This window comes from Pseudomonas sp. FEMGT703P (assembly GCF_002786345.1).
GTDB lineage: Bacteria > Pseudomonadota > Gammaproteobacteria > Pseudomonadales > Pseudomonadaceae > Aquipseudomonas > Aquipseudomonas peli.
In genome coordinates this window covers 689,796-712,849 of sequence record NZ_PGCM01000010.1, presented here as the reverse complement: position 1 = coordinate 712,849, position 23,054 = coordinate 689,796, and the positions used below count along the sequence as shown (strand labels likewise).

At 56.5% G+C, this 23,054-nt stretch carries 16 protein-coding genes and 1 pseudogene; 9 read left to right on the top strand and 8 right to left on the bottom strand.

Annotation, left to right across the window (positions count from 1 at the left end):
• The first annotated feature begins 18 nt into the window (after positions 1–18).
• Positions 19–1,038, top strand: coding sequence for a protease SohB (sohB, locus tag CUR33_RS16850; protein ID WP_160086804.1), 1,020 nt, complete (start codon positions 19–21; stop codon positions 1,036–1,038).
• A gap of 25 nt (positions 1,039–1,063) precedes the next feature.
• Positions 1,064–2,053, top strand: a complete 990-nt coding sequence (locus CUR33_RS16845) for a YhdH/YhfP family quinone oxidoreductase (protein WP_289240347.1) — start codon at positions 1,064–1,066, stop codon at positions 2,051–2,053.
• A gap of 57 nt (positions 2,054–2,110) precedes the next feature.
• Here the strand turns inward: CUR33_RS16845 and CUR33_RS16840 are convergent, their stop codons facing one another.
• The 5 genes and pseudogenes from CUR33_RS16840 to CUR33_RS20830 all read right to left on the bottom strand — a co-directional run.
• On the bottom strand, positions 2,111–2,608 hold the full coding sequence (locus tag CUR33_RS16840) for a DUF934 domain-containing protein (protein ID WP_090255837.1): 498 nt from the start codon (positions 2,606–2,608) through the stop codon (positions 2,111–2,113).
• Complete coding sequence (locus CUR33_RS16835) at positions 2,592–4,250, bottom strand: nitrite/sulfite reductase (RefSeq protein WP_289240346.1); 1,659 nt, start codon at positions 4,248–4,250, stop codon at positions 2,592–2,594. The genes CUR33_RS16840 and CUR33_RS16835 overlap by 17 nt, the downstream gene beginning before the upstream one ends.
• Positions 4,251–4,682: 432 nt before the next feature.
• Positions 4,683–5,300 carry a hypothetical protein gene (locus CUR33_RS16830; RefSeq protein WP_090255835.1) on the bottom strand — a complete coding sequence of 206 codons (618 nt, stop codon included), beginning with the start codon at positions 5,298–5,300 and terminating at the stop codon, positions 4,683–4,685.
• Positions 5,301–5,307: 7 nt separating this feature from the next.
• Positions 5,308–6,042 carry a methyl-accepting chemotaxis protein gene (locus CUR33_RS20835; RefSeq protein ID WP_448703178.1) on the bottom strand — a complete coding sequence of 245 codons (735 nt, stop codon included), beginning with the start codon at positions 6,040–6,042 and terminating at the stop codon, positions 5,308–5,310.
• Between the two features lie 120 nt (positions 6,043–6,162).
• A pseudogene (locus CUR33_RS20830) lies at positions 6,163–6,876 on the bottom strand (cache domain-containing protein); the annotation flags it as partial.
• Positions 6,877–7,264: 388 nt separating this feature from the next.
• Between CUR33_RS20830 and CUR33_RS16820 the strand changes: the two are divergent.
• The 3 genes from CUR33_RS16820 (at position 7,265) to CUR33_RS16810 (ending at position 9,892) form a co-directional block, all read left to right on the top strand.
• The gene (locus CUR33_RS16820; RefSeq protein ID WP_289240344.1) at positions 7,265–8,095 is read left to right on the top strand and encodes an undecaprenyl-diphosphate phosphatase; all 831 of its coding nucleotides are present in this window, start codon (positions 7,265–7,267) and stop codon (positions 8,093–8,095) included.
• An 84-nt stretch (positions 8,096–8,179) separates the two neighbouring features.
• Positions 8,180–9,142 carry an alpha/beta fold hydrolase gene (locus CUR33_RS16815; RefSeq protein WP_289240343.1) on the top strand — a complete coding sequence of 321 codons (963 nt, stop codon included), beginning with the start codon at positions 8,180–8,182 and terminating at the stop codon, positions 9,140–9,142.
• 36 nt (positions 9,143–9,178) lie between these two features.
• A complete protein-coding gene (locus CUR33_RS16810) occupies positions 9,179–9,892 on the top strand; it encodes a DUF1294 domain-containing protein (protein WP_448703174.1) in 714 nt (237 codons plus the stop codon).
• A gap of 10 nt (positions 9,893–9,902) precedes the next feature.
• On the opposite strand, the gene CUR33_RS16805 is transcribed toward CUR33_RS16810, so the two are convergent.
• Complete coding sequence (locus tag CUR33_RS16805) at positions 9,903–10,802, bottom strand: LysR substrate-binding domain-containing protein (RefSeq protein WP_090255830.1); 900 nt, start codon at positions 10,800–10,802, stop codon at positions 9,903–9,905.
• A 123-nt stretch (positions 10,803–10,925) separates the two neighbouring features.
• Here CUR33_RS16805 and CUR33_RS16800 point away from each other — a divergent pair, with 123 nt between their 5' ends.
• On the top strand, positions 10,926–11,534 hold the full coding sequence (locus CUR33_RS16800) for an FMN-dependent NADH-azoreductase (RefSeq protein ID WP_289240342.1): 609 nt from the start codon (positions 10,926–10,928) through the stop codon (positions 11,532–11,534).
• A 62-nt stretch (positions 11,535–11,596) separates the two neighbouring features.
• On the opposite strand, the gene CUR33_RS16795 is transcribed toward CUR33_RS16800, so the two are convergent.
• A complete protein-coding gene (locus CUR33_RS16795; RefSeq protein ID WP_090255828.1) occupies positions 11,597–13,183 on the bottom strand; it encodes an ABC-F family ATPase in 1,587 nt (528 codons plus the stop codon).
• Between the two features lie 20 nt (positions 13,184–13,203).
• A complete protein-coding gene (locus CUR33_RS16790) occupies positions 13,204–14,397 on the bottom strand; it encodes a site-specific integrase (RefSeq protein WP_289240341.1) in 1,194 nt (397 codons plus the stop codon).
• Between the two features lie 2,202 nt (positions 14,398–16,599).
• On the opposite strand from CUR33_RS16790, the gene CUR33_RS16785 reads away from it, so the two are divergent.
• The 3 genes from CUR33_RS16785 to CUR33_RS16775 are packed head-to-tail and all read left to right on the top strand — an operon-like array spanning position 16,600 to position 22,599.
• On the top strand, positions 16,600–19,095 hold the full coding sequence (locus tag CUR33_RS16785; protein WP_289240340.1) for a tellurite resistance TerB family protein: 2,496 nt from the start codon (positions 16,600–16,602) through the stop codon (positions 19,093–19,095).
• Complete coding sequence (locus tag CUR33_RS16780; protein WP_289240339.1) at positions 19,092–20,387, top strand: ATP-binding protein; 1,296 nt, start codon at positions 19,092–19,094, stop codon at positions 20,385–20,387. Before CUR33_RS16785 ends, CUR33_RS16780 begins: the two co-directional genes overlap by 4 nt.
• Entirely contained in the window at positions 20,362–22,599 is a 2,238-nt protein-coding gene (locus CUR33_RS16775) for a DEAD/DEAH box helicase (protein WP_289240338.1), read from the top strand. The genes CUR33_RS16780 and CUR33_RS16775 overlap by 26 nt, the downstream gene beginning before the upstream one ends.
• Positions 22,600–23,054 lie beyond the last annotated feature (455 nt).

The following is a 23,054-nucleotide window of genomic DNA, read 5'->3' as shown; positions in this document are numbered from 1 at the left end:
GGGGAAAAGGGGGAATACGTGGAGTTTTTTGCAGAGTACATCGGCTTTCTGGCCAAGACAGTGACCCTGGTTATTGCCATCGTGGTGGTGCTGGTGACGATTGCCGCTCTGCGTAGCAAAGGCCGTCAGGGCACGGGTCAGTTGCAGGTGAACAAGCTCAATGATTTCTTCAAGCAGCTGCATCAGCGCATGGAACATGCGGTGCTCGATAAAGAGCAACTGAAAGCCGCGAGTAAAGCTGAAGCCAAGGCTGCGAAGCAGGAAAAGAAGGCCGGTGTTCACAAACCGCGCGTTTATGTGCTGGATTTTGATGGCGACATTAAAGCCTCGGCCACCGACAGCCTGCGGCACGAAATCACTGCTTTACTGACTATGGCAACGCCGCAGGATGAAGTGGTGCTGCGCTTGGAAAGTGGTGGTGGCATGGTGCACAGCTATGGGCTGGCCTCTTCACAGTTGGCGCGCATTCGTCAGGCGGGCGTGCCACTGACCGTCTGCATCGACAAAGTCGCGGCCAGCGGCGGATATATGATGGCCTGCATAGGCGAGAAGATCATTTCCGCGCCGTTCGCCATCCTCGGTTCGATTGGCGTGGTGGCTCAGCTGCCCAACGTGCACCGTTTGCTTAAGAAGCATGACATCGATTTTGAAGTGCTTACCGCCGGTGAGTACAAGCGCACCCTGACCGTGTTCGGCGAGAACACCGAGAAGGGCCGGGAGAAGTTCCAGGAAGACCTGGAAACCACCCATGAGTTGTTCAAGGGCTTTGTTGCCCGCTACCGGCCGCAGCTGGACATCGACCAGATTGCCACGGGTGAAGTCTGGCTGGGCCTGGCGGCGTTGGAGAAGCAACTGGTCGATGAGCTGAAGACCAGTGACGAATACCTGGCAGAGCGCGCCAAGAGCGCCGAGCTGTTTCATTTGCACTATGCCGAGAAGAAAACCCTGCAGGAGCGCGTTGGACTGGCGGGCAGCGTTGCGCTGGATCGTTTCGTTCTGAACTGGTTGAGTCGTTTGAATCAGCAACGCTTCTGGTAATCGGTCCGTCATACAGAGGAAGAACATGAGCAAGTTCAGTGCATTGCAAGCCCGTGAAAGCGCCGCGGGCGGTTTCGAACAGGTGATTGTGCAGCGTGATATCGATGACTTGCCCGCCGGCGAGCTGTTGATTCGGGTCAAGTATTCCTCGCTTAACTACAAGGATGCGTTGTCCGCGAGTGGCAACCGTGGCGTGACCAAAAGCTTTCCACACACACCGGGTATAGACGCCGCGGGCGTGGTGGAGGCTTCCAGTGTGGCTGAGTTCAGCGCCGGCGATGAGGTGATCGTCACCGGCTATGACCTGGGCATGAACACCTCGGGCGGGTTGGCTCAGTACATTCGCATTCCCGCCAGCTGGGCGCTGAAACGACCTAAAGGGTTATCGCTGCGCGAGGCTATGGTGCTTGGCACCGCTGGGCTGACGGCTGCGCTGTGTGTCGACAAACTGGAGCAAAGCGGGCTGACGCCGGATGCCGGCAGCGTACTGGTGACGGGTGCCACAGGTGGTGTTGGCAGTGTCGCGGTGGCTTTGTTAACTACCCTGGGTTACCGCGTGGCGGCATCGACTGGCAAGGCGGAGCAGGCGGATTACCTCAAGGCGCTGGGCGCGCAGCAAATTGTGTTGCGTGCCGAGCTGCAGGACGGCACCGATAAGCCGATGCTCAAAGAGCAGTGGGCTGGTGCGGTGGATTGCGTCGGCGGGGATATTCTGTTCAACGTGGTTAAGTCGCTGCGCTACGGTGCCAGCGTTGCCTGCTGCGGTCTGACGGCTGGGGTCGGTTTCAAGGGCAGTGTGCTGCCCTTTATTCTCCGTGGGGTGAATCTGCTCGGGGTTGATTCGGTTGAGCTGCCGTTGGTGGTTAAGGCGTCGATGTGGGACAAGCTGTCGCTGCAGTGGAAGGTCAAGCTCGATGCACTGGTCACCGAAGTGACGCTTGAGCAACTGCCGGATGCAATTGCGCAGATCCTCGCGGGCAAGCAGGTCGGTCGGGTGCTGGTCAATCTGGGTTGAATCGCAATAAACAAAAAAGGCCACCCCAAGGGGTGGCCTTTTGAATTGCCGGCAGAATCAGGCGCGGCGACGGAACAGCGGTAGCGGCTGGTCCGTGGAGGCCTGATAGACCTCGCTGAACTCCTCGAAGGCTTTCAAGGCATCCAGCGGATCTTTGTCCTCGCGCAGGGCGAAGGCATCGAAGCCTACGCGTAGATAAGAGAACAACTGATCGCGCAGCACATCGCCAATGGCGCGCACTTCGCCTTTGTAGCCGTAGCGGTTACGCAGCAGGTAGGCGGTGGAGGTGTGGCGTCCATCAGTAAAGGCCGGGAAGTTCAGCGCGATGACCTGGAAGTTATCCAGCTGATCGGCGATTTCCTCTATTTCCTCACCGGCATCCAGCCACACGCCCAAGCCGCCATCGCGGGCCTTGAGCGCGGTGCTGTGCTCGACCCACAGGCCCAGCGGCACGATCAGGTCGTCGCAGTTGGGTATGCCGTCCAGCGTGGCGTCCTTGGGCAACAGGTGCCAGCTTTCATCGATCAGCTGGCCGTTCTTAATGATTCGCTGCATATACGCGCTCCTTGAACGGGTCGACGCCAATACGGCGGAAGGTGTCGAGGAAACTCTCTTCTTCGGTGCGGCGCTCGACATAGACCTTGACGATCTTGTCGATCACGTCAGCCATGTCCGCTTCGGCGAAGGAGGGGCCGAGGATCTGCGCCAGGCTGGCGTCACGGCCAGCGCTGCCGCCGAGGGACACCTGATAGAACTCCTGACCTTTCTTGTCCACGCCTAGGATGCCGATATGGCCCACGTGGTGGTGACCGCATGCGTTCATGCAACCAGAGATATTCAGGTCGATATTGCCGATGTCGAACAGGTAATCCAGGTCGTCAAAACGGCGCTGAATGGCTTCGGCAATCGGGATCGACTTGGCGTTGGCCAGCGAGCAGAAGTCGCCGCCCGGGCAGCAGATGATGTCAGTCAGCAGGCCGACGTTCGGCGTGGCGAAACCGTTTTCACGCAGCTCGCCCCACAGGGTGAATAGCTGCGCCTGCTCAACATCCGCGAGGATGATGTTCTGGTTGTGGCTGTTGCGTACTTCGCCAAAGCTGTAGCGGTCGGCCAGGTCAGCAATCGCATCAAACTGCTTGTCGGTGACATCGCCCGGCGCCACGCCGGTTGGCTTGAGCGACAGAGTCACGGCGACATAGCCTGGCTTCTTGTGCGCGAAAGTGTTGCGCTGACGCCAGCGGGCAAAGCCTGGGTGTTCGGCATCCAGGGCAGCCAGAGCGGCATCCTGATCGTCGAGGGCTTTGTAGCTTGGATCGATAAAGTGCGCGGCAACGCGGGCCACTTCGGCTTCGGTCAGGGTGGTCGGGCCATCTTTCAGATGGACCCACTCAGCATTCACGCGCTCGGCGAACACTTCAGGGGTCAACGCCTTGACCAGAATCTTAATGCGCGCCTTGTACTTGTTATCACGACGGCCGTAGCGGTTGTACACACGCAGGATGGCGTCGAGGTAACTGATCAGGTGCTGCCACGGCAGGAATTCGTTGATAAAGCTGCCGACGATCGGGGTACGGCCCAGGCCGCCACCAACGGACACACGGAAGCCCAGCTCACCGGCTTCGTTCCGTACCGCTTCCAGGCCGATGTCGTGCACTTCAATCGCGGCACGGTCGCTGACTGCGCCGTTTACGGCAATCTTGAACTTGCGCGGCAGGTGGGTGAACTCAGGGTGGAAGGTCGACCACTGACGAATGATCTCGCACCACGGACGTGGGTCGATGATTTCATCCTTGGCCACACCAGCGAACTGGTCGGTGGTGGTGTTACGGATGCAGTTGCCGCTGGTCTGGATCGCGTGCATCTGCACGGTGGCCAGCTCGGCAAGAATGTCAGGCACATCTTCAAGGTCTGGCCAGTTGAACTGGACGTTCTGACGGGTGCTGATGTGCGCGTAACCCTTATCGTAGTCACGGGCAATCTTGGCCATCATGCGCACTTGGGCGGACGACATCAGACCGTACGGCACGGCAACGCGCAGCATGGGCGCAAAGCGCTGGATGTACAGGCCATTCTGCAGGCGCAGCGGGCGGAATTCTTCACCGCTCAGTTCACCGGCAAGGTAACGGCGGGTTTGATCGCGATACTGCTTGACGCGGTCTTCGACGATTTTTTGGTCGTACTGGTCGTATACGTACATGGAGTGTCCTGTTATCAGGCTTTTTACAGCTATCAGCGCGCACGGCCGCGCACTCCCTGCGGAGCCGGAGGAAGATACCAGCTCAGGGTTATGCGCAAAAGTGATGTTTGAGTATATGGAAAGAACTTAAAGGGATAAGACGGCCGTTGAACATAGCCCTACGGCTTGAGTAAGCGGGCATGCTGGTCTTAACTGCAGAAGACGATTCACCCATAAACACAACAAGAGGGGTAGTCCATGAGTGAACACAGTGAGCCGGATAATGCTGACAGCGTGGTCGATGCCAAGGCTATTTTCGCCTTGATTGTGATTTTCGTCGTCACCGCGGTGTTCTGGGTCAGCCAGCAATAAGATTTAGCGCAGCTAAAGCATAAAGCGGGCATTCCTTGACGGATGCCCGCTTTTTTATTGCCCTCACGGCAGGGCTGCGTCTCAGTGGCAGGTGAGACTGTCGGCCTGGCGATAGAGCATAAGCAGTTTGCGCGTAATGGACTGCTGAATATCGTCGCGCTCGAAGGTCGATAGCCGCGTCAGGCGACTAACCTGCAGGCGGTGCAGGTGGATATAGGGCATCTGCTGGTCGAACTCACGCAGATCGCCCTTCATCATGATTGGCAGGAAGATATCGCCTGCCTTCTTCTGGTTGCTGATGATTTGCGCCAACGCTGGTTTGAACGGCATGGTTTTCGGTGCTGGGCCGCCTTCCTTGATCATCGTAGTCAGCAGCAAGCCAGGCTTGCGCAGGACCACGCCGGGCAGCACGCACAGCCCGGTTTTACGGACAGCATGCGCCTCGATGCCATGCAGGGTGTCGTGGAAGGCATAGGGATTGGGCAGCACCACCATCTTGCGGCCCATATCGCTGGGGAAGTGTAGGTCGTAGTTGGTGTACAACTGCCGCGTTGACTCCGAATACACGCACAGGCGGTTCTCGAACAGCTTGATAAAGCGTTCCGCCAGTTCGCGCCGGGCGATGCTGTCCAAGTCCCAAATCAGGTCTTGGTTTTGCGGTTTGCTCAGGTCGACTTCCTGGTGTTCCATGTTGCTCATTGCGTTCTCATACCCTGAACTGTCCAAGCAGACGATTGAGCTGCTCAGCCAACTGACCTAAGTGTTGCCCGGCATCGCTGGATTGCTGCGCCGCCAGGGCGTTGTTATGGGCCAGGCTGGCTGCCTGGGTGACGTTCTGATTGATGTCTTCGACCACGTGCGATTGTTGCAGTGTCGCGCTGGCGATGGAAGCGTTCAAACCGCTGAGGTTGCGCAGCCCGCTGGCGATTAACGTCAGGCTGGTTCCGGCCTGACGGGCTTGCTCGATGGTCAGCTGAGAGGCTTGACTGCTGTCGTTGATCACCTTGACGGCTGCTTCGGAGTTGCCTTGCAGGCGCTCGATCATGACCTGGATTTCCGCTGTGGATTTTTGCGTGCGTTGCGCCAGCAGGCGCACTTCATCGGCCACTACGGCAAACCCACGGCCTTGCTCACCGGCACGGGCGGCTTCGATGGCCGCGTTGAGCGCGAGCAGGTTGGTTTGTTCGGCAATCGAGCGGATAACTTCTAATACGCTGCCTATCTGCGTGCTTTCCTGAGCCAGGGCCTGAATCACCGTTACCGCTTGGTCGATGGTGGCGGACAGCGCATTGATCTGGCGCAGGCTGGCTTCAATGTTCTGCTGACCTTGCAGCGCTTGCTCTTCGGCCGTGTGCACCTCTGTAGCGGCGTGTTCGGCATTTTTTGCCACATCCTGCACGCCATAAGTCACTTCATTGATCGCTGTGGCAACCAGTTCCATTTGCTGCGACTGCTGCTCGCTGTGCTGTTGCGATTGGCCCGCAACATCACCGAGGTTGCGGGCAGCAGCATCGAGTTGGCCGGCAGAGTCGAGGGAGTGTTTGATCACCTGGCGTAACTTTTCCGTAAACGCATTGAAGTGACGGGACAAAGCGGACAATTCGTCGTTGCCCTGGGTATCGAGGGTTCGTGTCAGGTCGCCATCACCGCTGGCAATATTGGCCATGGCATCGACCGCGTGCTGCAGCGGCTGGGTGATGCTGCGCACGATCAGCACAATGAGCAGGGCCACCAAGGCGGCAATCACCAGGCCAATCAGCAGGGTTTTCAAGGCCTGGGTGTGAAACTCGGCCTGCACATCATCGACATAAACCCCTGAACCGATGATCCAGCCCCAGGGCTGGAACAGTTGCACATACGACACCTTGGGCACAGGGTCACTGGCACCAGGTTTGGGCCAACGGTAATTGACCTGGCCAGCGCCCTGACTTTTGCTGATAGCGACCATTTCATTGAACAGTGCCTTGCCGTCTGGGTCTTTGAAACCTGAGAGGTTTTGCCCTTCCAGTTTGGGGTTGGTCGGGTGCATGACCATCACTGGGGTCTGATCATTAATCCAGAAATACTCCTGGCCGTCGTAGCGCAGGTTACGAATGATCTCTGCAGCCTGTTTCTGCGCCGCTTCGCGGGTGATTCCGCCCGCCGCTTCCAGTGCATGGTAATGCTGCAGAATGCCCGCGGCGCTTTGCACCACATGCTGGGTTTTTTCAGATTTGGCGGCATATAGGTCGGCCTCGATCTGCTTGAGTAACAGGGCGCCCTGAATAATCAGCATGACAATGGCAACCACCAGAATCAGCCAAAGACGACGGTTAATAGGCAAGCTGCGCAGGTTATTCATGGTGGGCTCCCTGGTTGTTTAGGCGCGGGGTCGCCTCTTATAGATGATGAGTCTTGCTTCGCTACTTTAGACCTTAGGCTAATTGGTGGATTAGTGACGGCTCGGTTGGCGATTGCTTTCATCAGGTCGAGACCAGTACAGCGTGCTGTAGCCTCAATACTCAGGTTCTCTGCTAGGATTCGCGCGGTGCGGGTTAAGTGTGTGATTTGATTATTTATTCTGCCGGCCGGAACCTTTTAATAGCCGGTTGGTAGGAAGCCCACGCGAGTTCGTCATCATAATGTTGCTGTTCGTGCCGGTGCGCACGTATTGAGGAGTGAGGATGGATCTTTGGGTGGCTGTTCAGGCACTGATTTTGGGTATCGTGGAAGGCATTACGGAGTTCTTGCCCATTTCCAGTACCGGACACCAGATCATCGTCGCGGACCTGATTGGTTTTGGCGGTGAGCGGGCGATGGCCTTCAACATCATCATCCAGCTGGGGGCGATTCTCGCTGTGGTCTGGGAGTATCGGCGCAAGATCCTCGACATTATCATCGGTCTGCCCAAAGAGCCGCAGGCTCAACGGTTTACCGCCAATTTGCTGATCGCCTTTCTGCCGGCCGTGGCGCTAGGTGTGCTGTTCGCCGATCTTATTCATCATTACCTGTTCAACCCGATCACAGTGGCGCTGGCGCTGGTGGTGGGTGGGGTGATCATGCTCTGGGCCGAGCGGCGCACGCACTTAGTGCACGCCGAGAGCGTCGACGACATGACGTGGAAGGACGCGCTTAAGATTGGTTTTGCCCAGTGCCTGGCGATGATTCCGGGTACTTCACGCTCCGGCGCGACGATTATCGGCGGCTTGTTGTTCGGCTTGTCGCGTAAGGCGGCCACCGAGTTTTCCTTCTTCCTTGCCATGCCGACCATGGTCGGTGCTGCGGTGTACTCCGGCTACAAGTACCGCGACTTGTTCCAGGCCAGTGATCTGCCGGTGTTTGCCATTGGTTTTGTCACCTCGTTTATTTTCGCCATGATTGCGGTGCGGGCACTGCTCAGCTTTATTGGTAAGCACAGTTATGCAGCGTTCGCCTGGTACCGCATCGGTTTTGGCTTGTTGATTCTGGCGACCTGGCAGTTACAGTGGATTGACTGGAGCACCGCGCAGGGCTGATTGCTGCCGTTGTATTCGTCGGATGAATAAAGGCGCAGCCCAGGGTGCGCCTTTGTCATAGTGGGACTTCACACAGGAGGTGCCATGCACAATACGGCCGATCATTTCCAACTCGATCTCAACGGTATATCCCTCAGTCTTTACTGCGCAGGGCCGGAACAGGGCAAGCCTGTGTGGTTATTGCACGGTTTTCCGGAGTGCTGGTATTCCTGGCGTCAGCAGGTTGATCCGTTGGTCGCGGCCGGCTATCGGGTGTTCATGCCTGAGATGCGGGGGTATGGCCGCAGCGAGGCGCCGGCGGACGTGGCGGCCTATGACGTACTGACGCTGTGCGCGGACATACGTGCGGCCATGGATCACTTTGGCCACACTCAGGTGGCAATAGTCGGCCATGACTGGGGCGCAATGGTCGCCTGGTATCTGGCACTGCTTGAGCCCGTGCGGATCAAAGCCCTGATCACCCTATCGGTACCTTTTGCCGGGCGGCCTCGTCGTCCAGCCACCGAGATCATGCGTGAGGCCAGTGCCGGGCGATTCAATTACATCCTCTACTTTCAGGAACCTGGCCGCGCCGAACACGAGTTGGACGCTGACATCGACCGCACCCTGCGCCTGCTGATGTATTTCGAGGAGCGAAACCTGTTACTGCAGGACAAGCCTGCCGATGGGCGTTTGTTCGAGGACGACATGCAGGTGGGTGCGTTGCCCGACTGGTGCACGGAGGACGACTTTGCGGTGTATCGCCACACCTTTGCTCAGCACGGTTTACGGGGAGCGTTGAATTGGTACCGCAACTTCGAACGCAACTGGCACGTGACCGAGCCATTACAAGGGCAGACGATCAAACCGCCGACGCTGTTCTTGATCGGTGACCATGACCCGGTAGGTAAACTGGAAGCCTACACCCTGAAGAAAATGCCGGAATGGGTGGATGACTTGCAGCAGTTCGTCTTAAAGGACTGTGGGCACTGGATCCAGAACGAGCAGGCTGAGCAGGTCAATCAGTATCTGCTTGAGTTTTTGGATCGCCATTTCCCAGGCTGCTAGAGTGCGCGCGGCGTATACCTGTTGAGAGTGATGGGAATGGAACAACGCGGCGTGTTGCGCAGCTGGAATGACGACAAAGGCTTTGGTTTTATCCAGCCGGAGCAGGGCGGGACTGAGCTTTTTGCGCATATCTCGGCCATGCGCGGAGACCGTCGACCCGTGACCGGGGATCAGGTGATGTACGTGCCGGGTAAGGACCCTCAAGGGCGTGCCCGCGCCGAGCATATCCGCGTTGCTGGCGAACTTGCGTTGGACCGTCCGGCGATTCGCCGTAAGCCTCGCGCTGTTAAGCCCAGGGTTGCACCATCAGCGAAAGCCAGGGTGCGTCAGGTTTCGTCGGGGCGCAGCCATGAGCCGATTCAGAGCCTCGGACTGAAGTTAGTGCTGCTGATGACGCTGTGTGTGTTGCCTCTAATGGGCGCTTGGCAGCTGTTCCTAACGTCTGGTTTTGTGTGGGTGCTGGTTGCTTACCCGCTCGCCAGCCTGATCAGTTTTGTGCAGTACTGGCAGGACAAGTCCAGTGCCCAGCGAGGCCGTTGGCGCACGCCGGAAAAAGCATTGCATTTGGTCGAATCGCTGGGTGGCTGGCCCGGCGCGTTGATCGCGCAGCAGTGCTTTCGGCACAAAACGCGCAAGCTCTCCTTCCAGCTGGTGGTTTGGCTGATTGTTGCAGCCCATCAACTGGTATGGATTGACTGGCTGGTGTTGGATGGCCAACTGTTCGGTGAACTCTTGCGCCGTTACAGCTGATGCAGCGGCGCTAAATCGGTTGGTCCCAGCGGCTGAAGGCGTCGCTGATATGCTCAATCCATGCCCGAACGGCTGGTAGCATGCCGCGCCTGTGGGTGTACACCGCTTGCAGGTGGGCAGCAGGCAGTGCCCAGTCCGGTAACAGGCGGATTAGTCGTCCATCGGCCAGTTCATCCAAGCACAGGGGGGCGGGCAACATGGTAAATCCGAGGCCGCTCATCGCTGCATGTTTGCGGACGTTGAAGTCCTCAATGGCCAGGCGCGCGTCCAGCACCACTTCCTGCACGCGCCCATTGTCATGCTGCAAACGCAGGTGAATTTTGCGGTCCGCTTCCAGTGCGCCAAGGGCCGGCAGTTTCGCCAGATCGTCAGGTGTGCTGACCCGCGCGTGCTCCAGCAGGGCCGGTGCGGCAACCATAAAGGCCTGCGCGGGCCGCAAGCGCCGGGTGATCAGCGTAGGGTCTTCATCCTCGGCGCTACGTACGCGCAAGGCGACGTCTACGCCTTCGTTGAGCAGATCAATACGCCGGTTGGTCTGAATCAGCTCCAACTGCACCTTGGGATAGGCCGCGAGAAAGCTCACCACCAACTCCGAAAGCAAAGCAATGCCGCCTGGCGCGCTGACACGTAGGCGGCCGCGCGGCTCGCTGGTTAGGCTGGCCACAGTTTCCTCGGCCTGTTCGGCCTCCTGCAGCATGGCTTGGCAATGGCGCAAGTAGCGCTCACCAATGTCGGTCAATGCCAGTTTGCGCGTGGTGCGTTGCAGTAGGCGCGCGCCGAGGCGATTTTCCAGCTCGGCAATGCGTCGTGACAGGCGGGATTTGGGAATGCCAAGGGTGCGCCCGGCGGCGGCAAAGCCGCCGGCTTCTACCACTTTGGCGAAATAAAACAGGTCATTGAGATCATGCATGGTTTTATCGTCCTATTAGTGGGACGAACTATCGCATTTACACGGACTAATCGACCATTGCTTTCATCGATAGTATCTCCAACATCTTGATCGCCGTGGGGCGATCTCACTTTGGAGATTGTCATGAAACTACTGCACCTCGATTCCAGCATCCTCGGCGACTCGTCTGCTTCCCGCCAACTCAGCCGCGCCGTGGTCGACGCCTGGCTGGCCGCTGAACCTGAAGCTCAGGTGAGCTATCGCGATTTGGCCAGCGATGCGCTGAGCCATCTGTCCGCCGCCAGTCTGGTCGCCGGCGGTACACCTGCGGAGCTGCGCGATGCGGCGCAAAAGCATGAAGTCGAGCTTGCGGAAGGCACCCTCAACGAGTTTCTCGCGGCCGATGCCATCGTGATTGGCGCGCCGATGTACAACTTCACCGTGCCGACCCAGCTCAAGGCCTGGATCGACCGCGTGGCTGTCGCCGGTAAAACCTTTGCTTACGACGAGAATGGCCCCAAGGGCCTGGCAGGTGGCAAGAAGGTGGTGATCGTGTCCACCGCAGGCGGTATTCATGCGGGCCAACCAAGCGGTCAGGCGCACGAAGAGTATTTGCTGCTGGTGCTGCGCTTCCTCGGCATTACCGATATTGAAATTGTGCGCGCCGAAGGGCTGGCTTACGGTGATGAGCCGCGCGCGAATGCCTTTGCGGCAGCGCACGCCGAGATCGGTGGTTTGTTCGCCGCAGCGTAATAACCGCACCCAACAAAAAGCCCGCTCAGTGAGCGGGCTTTTTTATGCCGGCGACAAACCGGTTAGACGATCACGCCCTGGCTGCGCAGGTAGTCATCGTAGGTACCGCTGAAGTCCGTGATGCCGTTGGCTGACAACTCGATGATGCGCGTAGCCAGGGAGCCCACGAACTCGCGGTCGTGGCTAACGAAGATCAGTGTGCCTGGGTAGTTTTCCAGCGCCAGGTTCAGCGCTTCGATGGATTCCATATCCAAGTGGTTGGTCGGTTCGTCCATCACCAGCACGTTAGGCTTTTGCAGAATCAGCTTGCCGAACAGCATGCGGCCTTGCTCACCACCTGAGATGACTTTTACCGACTTGAGGATCTCGTCGTTGCTGAACAGCATACGACCCAGTGTGCCGCGGATCATCTGCTCGCCGGTGGTCCACTGGCCCATCCAATCGAACAGGCTGACGTCGTCTTCGAAGTCGTGGGCGTGGTCCTGGGCGTAGTAGCCGATTTCCGCGCTGTCGGTCCATTTCACCGCACCGGCATCCGGCGCCAGTTCGCCAACCAGGGTGCGCAGCAGGGTGGTTTTACCAATACCGTTCGGGCCGATGATGGCTACGCGCTCGCCCGCTTCAACCTGGAAGCTGAAGTTCTTGAACAGCTCCTTGCCGTCGAAACCCTTGGCCATTTTCTCGATCATGACGGCCTGGCGGTGCAGCTTCTTGTTCTGTTCGAAGCGAATGAACGGGCTGACACGGCTGGACGGTTTGACCTCGGCCAACTGGATCTTGTCGATCTGCTTGGCACGCGAGGAGGCCTGCTTGGATTTCGAGGCGTTGGCCGAGAAGCGGCTGACGAAGCTTTGCAGCTCGTTGATCTGCGCCTTTTTCTTGGCGTTTTCGGACAGCAACTGCTCGCGCGACTGGGTCGCTGCAGTCATGTACTCATCGTAGTTGCCTGGGAACAGGCGCAGCTCGCCGTAATCCAGGTCAGCCATGTGCGTGCACACGCTGTTCAGGAAGTGGCGGTCGTGCGAGATGATGATCATGGTGCTGTTACGCTGGGTCAGGATGTTTTCCAGCCAGCGGATGGTGTTGATGTCCAGGTGGTTAGTCGGTTCGTCCAGCAGCAGCACTTCTGGATCGGAGAACAGCGCCTGGGCCAGCAACACGCGCAGTTTCCAGCCGGGCGCTACTTCGCTCATCGGGCCAAAATGCTGCTCCAACGGAATACCCAGGCCCAGCAGCAACTCACCGGCGCGGGATTCTGCGGTGTAACCGTCCATCTCGGCGAACTCACCTTCGAGTTCACCGACCTTCATGCCGTCTTCTTCGCTCATTTCCGCCAAGGAATAGATACGGTCGCGTTCGGCTTTGACTTTCCACAGCTCTTCGTGACCCATGATCACAGTGTCGATTACCGTGAATTCTTCATAGGCGAACTGGTCCTGACGCAACTTACCCAGGCGCACGTTCGGCTCCAGCATCACCTGGCCACCGCTCGGCTCTAAATCGTCGCCGAGAATTTTCATAAAGGTCGACTTGCCGCAGCCGTTGGCCCCGATCAGACCGTAACGATTGCCGCCGCCAAACTTGACGGAAACGTTCTCGAACAAGGGCTTAGCCCCGAATTGCATGGTGATGTTAGCGGTGGAAATCAAAGGTCTTACCTATCAATGACTTATGGCTGGCTGAATGGTGTTGATACCAATTTGATACCAATATTCAGCTTTTCCAGTTCGCTCCAGTCGGAGCTTGAGTTGATCCAGCGGGCATACGTCGACAACAACATTTGGACGCTATGGCCCAATTGCTGAGAGATGAAAGCGGGGTTCATGCCGGACATTAAGCATATTGTCGCATAGGTGTGACGGCAGTTATATGGCGGCCGGTAGCGGATACCCAAGGCTTTAAGGGTAGGGCGCCACTGGTGATGCACGTTGGAGGTTTCCTTGATGTACTCCTGGCCTTTTGACGGCGGAAACACATAAGGCGTGGTTTTGACTCGACCAACACCGTGCTGCCGGCGTTCCGCATAGTTTAGGGCGAACCATAATGCCCGCAGCGCACGTTCATTGAGCAGAACGTACCGAGCACTTTTGGTCTTTGTCCGTTCTTCTACCACGCCTAATGCAACTGTGCGACAGACGTGCACCTGTTTCCGATTCCAATCCACCGATTCCCATCGCAGAGCTAGCGCTTCTGATAACCGCAGGCCTGAGAAAAATAAAAACTCGAACAAGGCTGCATAGATCAGGCTTGGCCAGTGCGAGGTTGAGTAGAGTTTTTCGATTATCCGATTAGCGTCGTCTAGGGTCAGCGGATCTGGATCCTTGCGTGATCTGCGTGGCACTTCCAATGTTTCTGCAGGGTTCCGCTCTATCAGGCCGTCACCAACAGCAGCTTTCAGGATCGTCGATAGCTTTACGAGTGCGTTCCTTTTTACGCCGGGGGACGTCCATTTCGTATCAGCAATGATGCGGCGTAGCAGTGTGGTGGTGATCAGATCGATGCGGATTAACGCCAAGCGGGGCATCCAATACTGGTTCAGCGTGCTTTTGTAGTTCAACCTGGTTCCTTCAGTGATGTCACGACTGTCCAACCAAAGTTGAGCAAACTCACCAAAACAGGAAAGCCCACCTGCGGGCACCATCGAATTTGGGAAAAGTTCGATGTATTTGGCGTCATCCAGCAAGTCCATCTTGGAGAGGAGCACTACTTGATCTCTAAGTATGGACGCAGTTGCGATCCCTTTCGGCGTGACTGGGTAGGGGAGCGTTTCGCTGCACCGGCGTCCATTCCGGGTGAACCTAATGCGTAGGGAGTTTCGGAAGACTTCCACCCCGGTGGGCATATCCATTGACTTTCGAGCCATTCTTCGTATCTCCGCAGGCTATAAATAATGTTTCGACCAATTTTGAGCCAGACACCCTCCGGGATCTGTTTGCGAGCGCGCTTTGCTTGCAGCGCGCGCTTGGTTGTGCCAAGTAACTCAGCCATTTTCTCTTCCGATATCTTGTCGAGATCGATTGAGTGAGCGTCGGTTGTCATAGCCGCACCTGACTCGACATCAGGAGTTGTCTAAACCATGCTTTTCTAGGCCCAGAAGGTTTTGATTTTTTTCCCCCACCCATGAACACCTCTTCGTTCATCAACGTTTGGTGCGTACATGGTAGGGGGCAATTTTCTGAAAATTCGGGCTATCTGTGCCCTAAACAGGGTCTGAACTCCCGGGTCAAGATTTGTGGTGATTCATCACGATCTGCTGGAGTGATTGCCATAAAGTTACTTTTGAGTTTCCGGCTGGCCTTAAACCAGGCAGTTCGAGGCACCCGTATGCATAGGTTGCGTGGGCGTTTGTCAGTGGCGTGACGGAAGTTTCGAAGCTCTTTCGCTTTTATCTGAGCATGAGATCTTCGATCTGCAAGTTAGTGTGGTAGGGGCGTCGTGAGAATTTGTGCTGGTAAGAAACTCAGCGACAGCGTGCGTGGTAAACGTGTTGAAAGGTTCGTGCCGAGGTGGCTGCTTGTACTACCCTAGGCGGCATTCAAGTTGCTGGTGACGCATTGCGCTTGCGGGGATGAGCGGCGAAATTTCGAGACCGATTTCGGCCCAGGCCGTGTAAACCGAAGCGAGCCGGTAATCAATTTACGGCGGGATTTATCGGTGTCTAGGAGGGCGTCGAAGGCCGGCAATCGCTACGGTGTGGTGGCAATAAAGTTCACTTTTGTGAACATCTATTGATGTGCAGCTTCACACTAGGAGTTCACAAAAGTGAACTCTACGAGCACTTTTGATACTCAGAAACGCACCAATTTCATATACCCAACCCTCGATCTGAGCTCGGTTGAAGGCTGCCTGCTGGTCGATTTTTGGGCCGGGCTGCCAGGTATTGCGAATCATCAAAAAACATCGAAGTATGTGAGTTGATGTTTTTATTAATTCCACTATAACCCTTATGAGTAAAGGGCTCCAGCATGACCTGATGTTTTTTGGGTGTTATTGCATTTCATCTCCCACACATCAACATCCCTGCCAAATCGGTGAGTACTGGCCCAATATAAAAACATCGCAATCAGGGTTTCGATGTTTACGTCATTTCTGCTCAAGCCTCAGTGAATAGGGGCTTGCAGCATGGTCTGATGTTTTTCTCGCGTTAATGCATTACATATTTCATACGCAGTGACCCTACCGATAGGTTCGTAATCGGTCGGTTCGGTCATGAAATTCAGTAAAGGATGCGGTTTTTACAACTAAAGAAAGGCTTTTCAGCCATTTAATGGCTAAATCACTGGGTCTGTGAGGGTTGTATTTGACCTGATCTGCGTTGGTCGGGGCTATGCCCGCGAACCTAGTATTTGCGGGCACCGGAGCCTGATATTTTGCAATAGCACCGCTGTTGCATAGGTGCATTAAGAAGGAATGTCACGGTGGACACATTTGAGCGGTTCGGGCGGGCACATCTGGCAATGTTCGATAGTGCGTGGCTTTAGGCCGACAGAAGCATGGGATTGGGAAGGAGGCGGCCTGGTGTAGCTGGCACGACAAGTTTGTCGCTTATGGGAGGCAGTAGGTGACAGGCTGCCGAGCTATGGTCTGCTGTGATGGATATCCACTCTGGGCTTCCACTTGTTTAAGCCTGGAGTGCAAGTGGCGGAGAGGTAACCACCTCCATAGTGGCAATTGATGTTTGCCATAAGCGTCGATATACGATCCCATCGAAATCGTGTGTATCGAACGGCAAAGACTGCGCGCAAGTCATGGTATGGCGCGGAGTGGAACGGAGATTGTCGAGCACGGGGGGGGGATGCCGCAAAAGCTCACCGCCAGGGCAGTGTTGTCATATGGATAACAAGGCCGGGAGTGTTCACTATCATTGAGGCCTAGTGCTTGCTGAGCGCCTCAAAAATGACTCACATGATGGCTCCAACCGACTTGGTACCCGAACGCGAACTGGAACCGCAGACAAAAGTGTTTCACGAGGCCGTATCCCGAGGATCAAAGAGATTGGCTGATCAGCTCAAATTGCAGATACTGACAATAAGCCAGTATGGACTCAGAAGGGCGGTCAGATCTGATGGCACGGAAGCGAAGAAACAAATCTGAAATTTCCGGGATGGCTATCCTGGGAGTCCTGTTCTTGGGAGCGATTGCCTCTATCCCCAAAGAAGCCTGGATTGCTCTTGTTGGAGTCGGGGTTATCGGCTTCGGTGTATGGCTGATCGTAAAGGCCAACAGCAACTCGTCCAGAACCCCTCCCTCTGTGACGCATCAACAGCACCGCCCTTCACCTTCGAGAAATTGGCCTAGAGCTGTAGAGGCTGATCCGAATCGTGGTTTAGTGTTCTCTCTGGACGAGGTCGAAGTCCAAGATCAGGCCTATACAGGCAACACTCGGGAACTGGCACCTGCTGCGGAGGAGAAAGTCAGGAGGCGAGAGGACTCAGAATTTTTCACGGTCACCCTCGAGGTCTCGACGCCATCTTCATATCGCCTGCCGAGTGCGCCGGCGACACTGATGGATGAAAATGTCCGATGGATTCCGGCCGGTGAATTCGTTGAGGTAGCCGGAGAAAAGATTCCTGGCGGCATGATCTATGTGGGTACAGGGCGAGTTGATCGTTATGCTGCACCCGAGCCATCTTTGATCAACCCCAAACTCAAGGTTGCGCGTGGTGTTATCGACATCGCCGAGAGGCTGACTGGCTACTGGGCCAGTTACGACTCGATTTCACCCGAGGCGCGTCGCGCTTACTTGCAATGGCTGTCCAGTGGGCGGAAAGCACCTCATGCCAATATCGGCTACGTATTCCTGTTCTTCTACGGCCTTGAGCGGCGTGTATTCGTAGATGCGAAGAGCGATCCTAATGTCGCTTCCGAAATCGCTGGCATCGTGTCGGAAGTCGAGCGCCTTCTCGCCATCTATGGGGGGAGCGGCTCATTTAGCAACTACGCCGGTCGGTTTCTCGCGTTTCTACGAATGTGTGAGACCCCGCCGAGACGTTATTTGGCACCGCCGCCGGACAACCAGGCCTACGGTTATGAAATGCCCATGGAGTTGCGTATTGGCCTGGGACAACTAGCTGCCGACAAGCAACGTGTGCCCGCCGAATGGGCCTTGTCCTGGGCGCTGGCGGATCAGAATATTGGCAAGCGAACGCCAGTGAGCCGTTGCCAGGACGCCTTCGCAGCGTTGTTCAAGATCAAGTATGAGCAGCTTCATGGCGATGGCATGGTTCTGCCCCAGAACAAGACCAGGTTGAAGTTGCAGTACAACACCGCGTCGGCTGCCTTGCCGGTTCAAGCGCTTGAGGGGGTGGGTGATATCCCAGACGTAACAGCGACTTCAGTACCTCGCAAAAAGCTGCAGCAAATAGTCGATGAATGCACGGCGGAGCTGGAGCCCTACAGCCGATATCTCGGTCGTAATCCCGATACCCCCGAAGCCTTGGAAGGCTTGCTGCAGCTTCCCATCATGCTGTGGCCGGCGGCGTCGCGTGCTGAGTTGGATGCGCTGAAACAGCGCATAGGCGATGGCATGGTGGTTATGAGTTTCGGCGAATTGGCGGGGCGACTGAAAAGTGCCGGAGCCCTTTCGCGGGACAAGGTGATCGCACTGGCGCGGGCGTTGGAGTCATTGCATATCGGCATTGAGCCGGATGTATTAGCCGGCAGCAAAACACCTAAGGCGGAAGATACCGTAGCGCTATTTGCCACCCAGATCGAAGACGGGGATCTAAGAGCATCTCCCGCTTACAATGCCGCCTCGGTCACCTTGGATCTAGCCTGTGCCGTTGCGGCGGCGGATGGCGACACCTCTCCAGAAGAGATCATGCTGCTGTCCCGTCACGTCGATTCCTGGAGCCACTTGAGTGGAGCGCATCGCAAGCGCCTGAAGGCCCACCTCCGTCTAAAACTCAACCAGCCGCCGACCTTGCCAAGTCTGAAGAAAAAGCTGGAACCGCTGACCAGCTCGGCGAAGCGAACTGTGGCGGCGTTCCTTGCCCACCTAGCTCAAGCGGATGGGGAGGTGAGCCCTGAGGAAGTGAAGTTGCTTGAGCGCGTCTACAAGGTTCTTCAACTGGACTCTCAGCTCCTATACGGCGACCTCCATGTGGCAGCTAGCGGCGCGTCGACGAGCACTGTACCCACGGTCGCGTCGATATCACCATCCTCCGCATCATCAGCGTCGAAGGCTGGCTTCACGTTGGATCATGAGCGGATTGCCCAGCTACAACGTGAAACCGAACAGGTGTCGGCGTTGCTGGCCCAAGTTTTCGTAGATGAACAAATCGTCGAGCCTGAGGAGCCCGATAACAGTGGCGCTTCGGATGACACCAGTAGCATCTGTGGGCTAGATGCTGATCACTCGGCCTTCCTTCGCTTGCTTGTCTCTCGGATGGAATGGTCACGGGAGGAGTTGGAGGCGGTGGCCAGCGATATGGATCTCATGCTCGATGGCGCGCTTGAGCACATTAACGACATGGCCTTCGAGCATTTCGATATGCCTATTACCGAAGGTGAAGATCCCCTCGAGATCAATCCTGACATCATGGGAAAATTACCGTTATGAGCAGCATCAGAGCTAAAGATCGCGATGCGGTTATTCAGTCCCTTCGTGCGGGAGTCGTTCCGCGGGCAGGTCAACACCTGATCCAGGTGGGTAGGGTTGGTGAGCTGGAAGCGCTCATTCGTGATGTCGAACGCTTGACCGAGAGCGGTTCAGCGTTTCGAGTCGTAATTGGTGAGTACGGCGCGGGAAAAACCTTTTTCCTGAATCTTGTGCGCTCCATTGCGATGGAGCGCAAGCTCGTGACCATGCATGCGGATCTGAATCCCGATCGTCGGCTCCATGCCTCTGGTGGCCAGGCTCGCTCGCTCTATGCTGAGCTGGCGAAAAACATGTCAACGCGTACCAAGCCCGATGGCGGAGCCTTGCAGGGTATTGTCGAAAGGTTCATATCCCAAGCCAAGAGCGAGGCCAAGGTGTCCGGTAAGGACAGCGAGGCTGTGATGCGCGAGCAATTGGGCCAATTGACCGAGATGGTCAACGGCTATGATTTCGCTGATGTGATCGCGGCCTATTGCAAGGGCTTCGAGGAGGGCAACGAACAGCTCAAGGCCGATGCCATCCGCTGGCTGAGAGGTGAGTTCACCACAAGAACCGATGCGCGCGCTGCCTTGGGTGTACGCACAATCATCGACGATGCTTCCGTTTATGATCAGCTCAAGCTCCTGGCTCGGTTTGTCCGCTTGGCGGGTTTTGAGGGGTTGATGGTTTGCCTGGATGAGCTGGTCAATCTCTACAAGCTAGCCAATACCCAGGCGCGTAACGCCAACTACGAACAGATCCTGCGCATCCTCAACGACTCTTTGCAGGGTTCTGCCGAAGGCCTTGGCTTTGTGCTCGGAGGCACCCCCGAATTCCTGATGGATACCCGCCGCGGCTTGTACAGCTATCCGGCTTTGCAGTCGCGTCTGGCGGAAAACAGTTTCGCCAAGTCTGGGTTGGTGGATCTGTCAGGGCCAGTCATCCGCCTAGCGAGCCTGACACCCGAGGACTTCTATGTGCTTCTTCAGAAGCTGCGTCATGTCTACGCCTCGGGCGACAGCGCACGCTACCTCCTACCTGACGAGGCGCTGCCTTTGTTCATGGCGCATTGCAACCAACGGTTGGGGGATGCCTATTTCCGTACACCCCGCACCACGATCACGGCATTCATCAACTTGCTGGCCGTGCTGGAACAGAACCCGGGCGCGGACTGGAGACATTTGTTGGGTGCTGTGGAACTGAGCCCGGATAGAGGTGGTGAAGCCGATACTCAAGTAGATGCCGACGATGAGCTCGCAACCTTCCAGCTCTGAGTCGGAGGGCTTCAGCCTTCTTGACTCCCGGATTCAGCGCTGGATCTGGATGGAAGGCTGGACCTCTCTCCGGGATGCCCAAGAGCGGGCCATCCCCGCGCTGCTCAATGCTGATCAGGACGTCATAGTCGCCGCAGCGACGGCGGCGGGGAAAACCGAGGCCGCGTTCCTGCCCATTCTGACGAACCTGCTGAAGCAGCAGGAACCACCAGGGGCAGTGCTTTACATCAGCCCGCTCAAGGCACTGATCAATGACCAGTGGGAGCGATTGAGCAAGCTATGCGACGAACTCGAGATTCCCGTCGTTGCCTGGCACGGCGATATCTCGTCGAGCCGCAAGCACCGCTTTCTAAAATCCCCTGAAGGCGTGCTGTTGATCACCCCGGAGTCTCTTGAAGCGCTGTTCGTGAACCGGGGGACGAGTCTGCCCGGGATTTTCGCGAACTTGCGCTACCTCGTGATCGATGAGCTGCATGCCTTTATAGGCAGTGAGCGAGGCAAGCAACTGCAGTCCTTGTTGCATCGGGTCGAACAGGTGATCGGACGTCCTCTCCCGCGAGTAGGTTTGTCAGCGACACTGGGCGACATGATGCTGGCTGCTACCTTCTTGCGCCCAGCTTCCCCGAGCAAGGTGACGGTGATCGAATCGAAAGGTTCGGGGCAAATTCTGAAAGTCCAGATCAGAGGCTTTCAGGAGCCAGAGAAAGACACACTCCAACAGCCCGAAGATAAGGAGAGCCTAGAAGACAACTCAGCCTCCGATCACGCAATTTCCGAGCACCTCTTCCAGGTGCTGCGTGGAAGCAACAACTTGGTGTTCCCTAACAGCAGGACTCAGGTCGAATGGTTTGCCGATCAGCTACGGCGTCGCTGCGAGCAAGACGGTGTACCTAATGAGTTCTGGCCCCATCATGGCAGCCTGTCGAAAGATATTAGGGAGGATACCGAGCGGACCCTTAAAGCGGGGGACCGGCCGGCGACTGCGATCTGTACCACTACGCTGGAGCTGGGCATCGACATTGGCAGCATCAAAACGGTTGTACAGATAGGGCCGCCACCTTCAGTTGCCAGTTTGCGCCAGCGTCTTGGCCGTTCTGGGCGTCGCCCAGGAGAGGCAGCCATTCTCCGCGGATACTGCAAGGAGCGTCGACTGACGGATGGCTCTCCAATATCGGATCGCTTGCGCCAAGGATTGGTACAAAGCATCGCGATGATCCGGCTACTGATGAGGGGATGGTTTGAGCCGCCAAGAGCAAAGGGGCTGCATTTGTCGACCTTGGTGCAACAATGCCTCTCGATGATTGCGCAGCAAGGTGGTGCCACTGCGGCTGAGTTGTGGGGAACGTTAGTACGCAATGGCCCTTTCTTGGCCGTTGAGCAGGGCAGCTTTCTGAACCTCCTGCGTGCTTTGGGTGAGCGAGATCTGATCATTCAGGAACCGGCCGGGCTTTTGCTGCCTGGTGAGTTGGGCGAGCGGCTGATCAACCACTATGACTTCTACAGTGCATTCACAAGCAATGAAGAATTCCGAGTTGTTTGCGATGGAAGACCCCTTGGGGCCCTGCCTGTCTCGCGACCACTGTGTGCTGAACAACGCATCATCTTTGCCGGGCGTCGTTGGCAGGTGATTAACGTTGATACGGAGGGCAAGGTGATTGTCGTCAGGCCCTCTCCAGGAGGAGCCCCTCCGGCTTTTGATGGTCTGGCTGCTCGAGTTCACGACAATGTTCGGCAAGAGATGAAAACCGTACTGCAGGAAGAGGAGGCTTATCCCTACCTCGATCCAGTGGCACAGAATCTACTGACGGAGGCGCGGCAAAGCTTTGCTGATCTTAGGTTGGGCCATCAGAGCTTTATTGAGAGCGGAGGAGGAACCTGTCTTTTCACCTGGCAGGGCGATTGGACCAACGACGCCTTGGCCGTTCTTCTCGAGTACGTCGGCTTGCCTACTGAGAACTCAGGGCTGGTCATTGAGGTGCAGGGTGGAGGAGCGTTGCTTGAAAGCAAGCTTCGAGAGATTGCGGCTTTGAAGGAGCTTAAGGCGAGCACTGTTCTTCACAACGTTCAGAATATGATCAGGGAGAAATGGGACTGGGCGCTGCCTCCTGAGCTTCTTATGGAGTCGTTCGCCACGATGTATCTCGACCTGGAGAAAGCACAGCAAACCGCAGCTCATCTGATTGGACTTGAGGCCCCGGCTTCTCTTTCGTGATGCCATGTATTGCTAGATTGAAGACGGCGTCCTACCGAGATCGGCCGCTTGTGGCCGAATGTAGCCGTTTCTCGACCGCAACTGACGGCTAGCGGCGATAGTCGAATGCGCCATGAGATTCTGGGGTGATTTGGTGGTATTCGGCATCCAAGAGAGTCTTTCTATCTGGTTTCTGTTGGCCGTAGGCTGGGTAGATCAGCATTTTTCAGAGAGGGGCGTATGCTGGAGACATTATCAATCCACTGAGCTGGACCATGGGGGCAGTATGGAACCTATTGGTTATTTTATTTTGGGTACAGTATTGGCCATTGCTTTGATCGGAACCGTAGGTTTTTTGTTCACTAAGCTGCTTGAGCGGAAACTAAATAGCCAAAAGCCTTGAGCCACAACACTGCAGGCCTTTGAGGTGCCATAGGTACCTATAAACAGATTTCCTCACCGGCACTTGGGCAGTG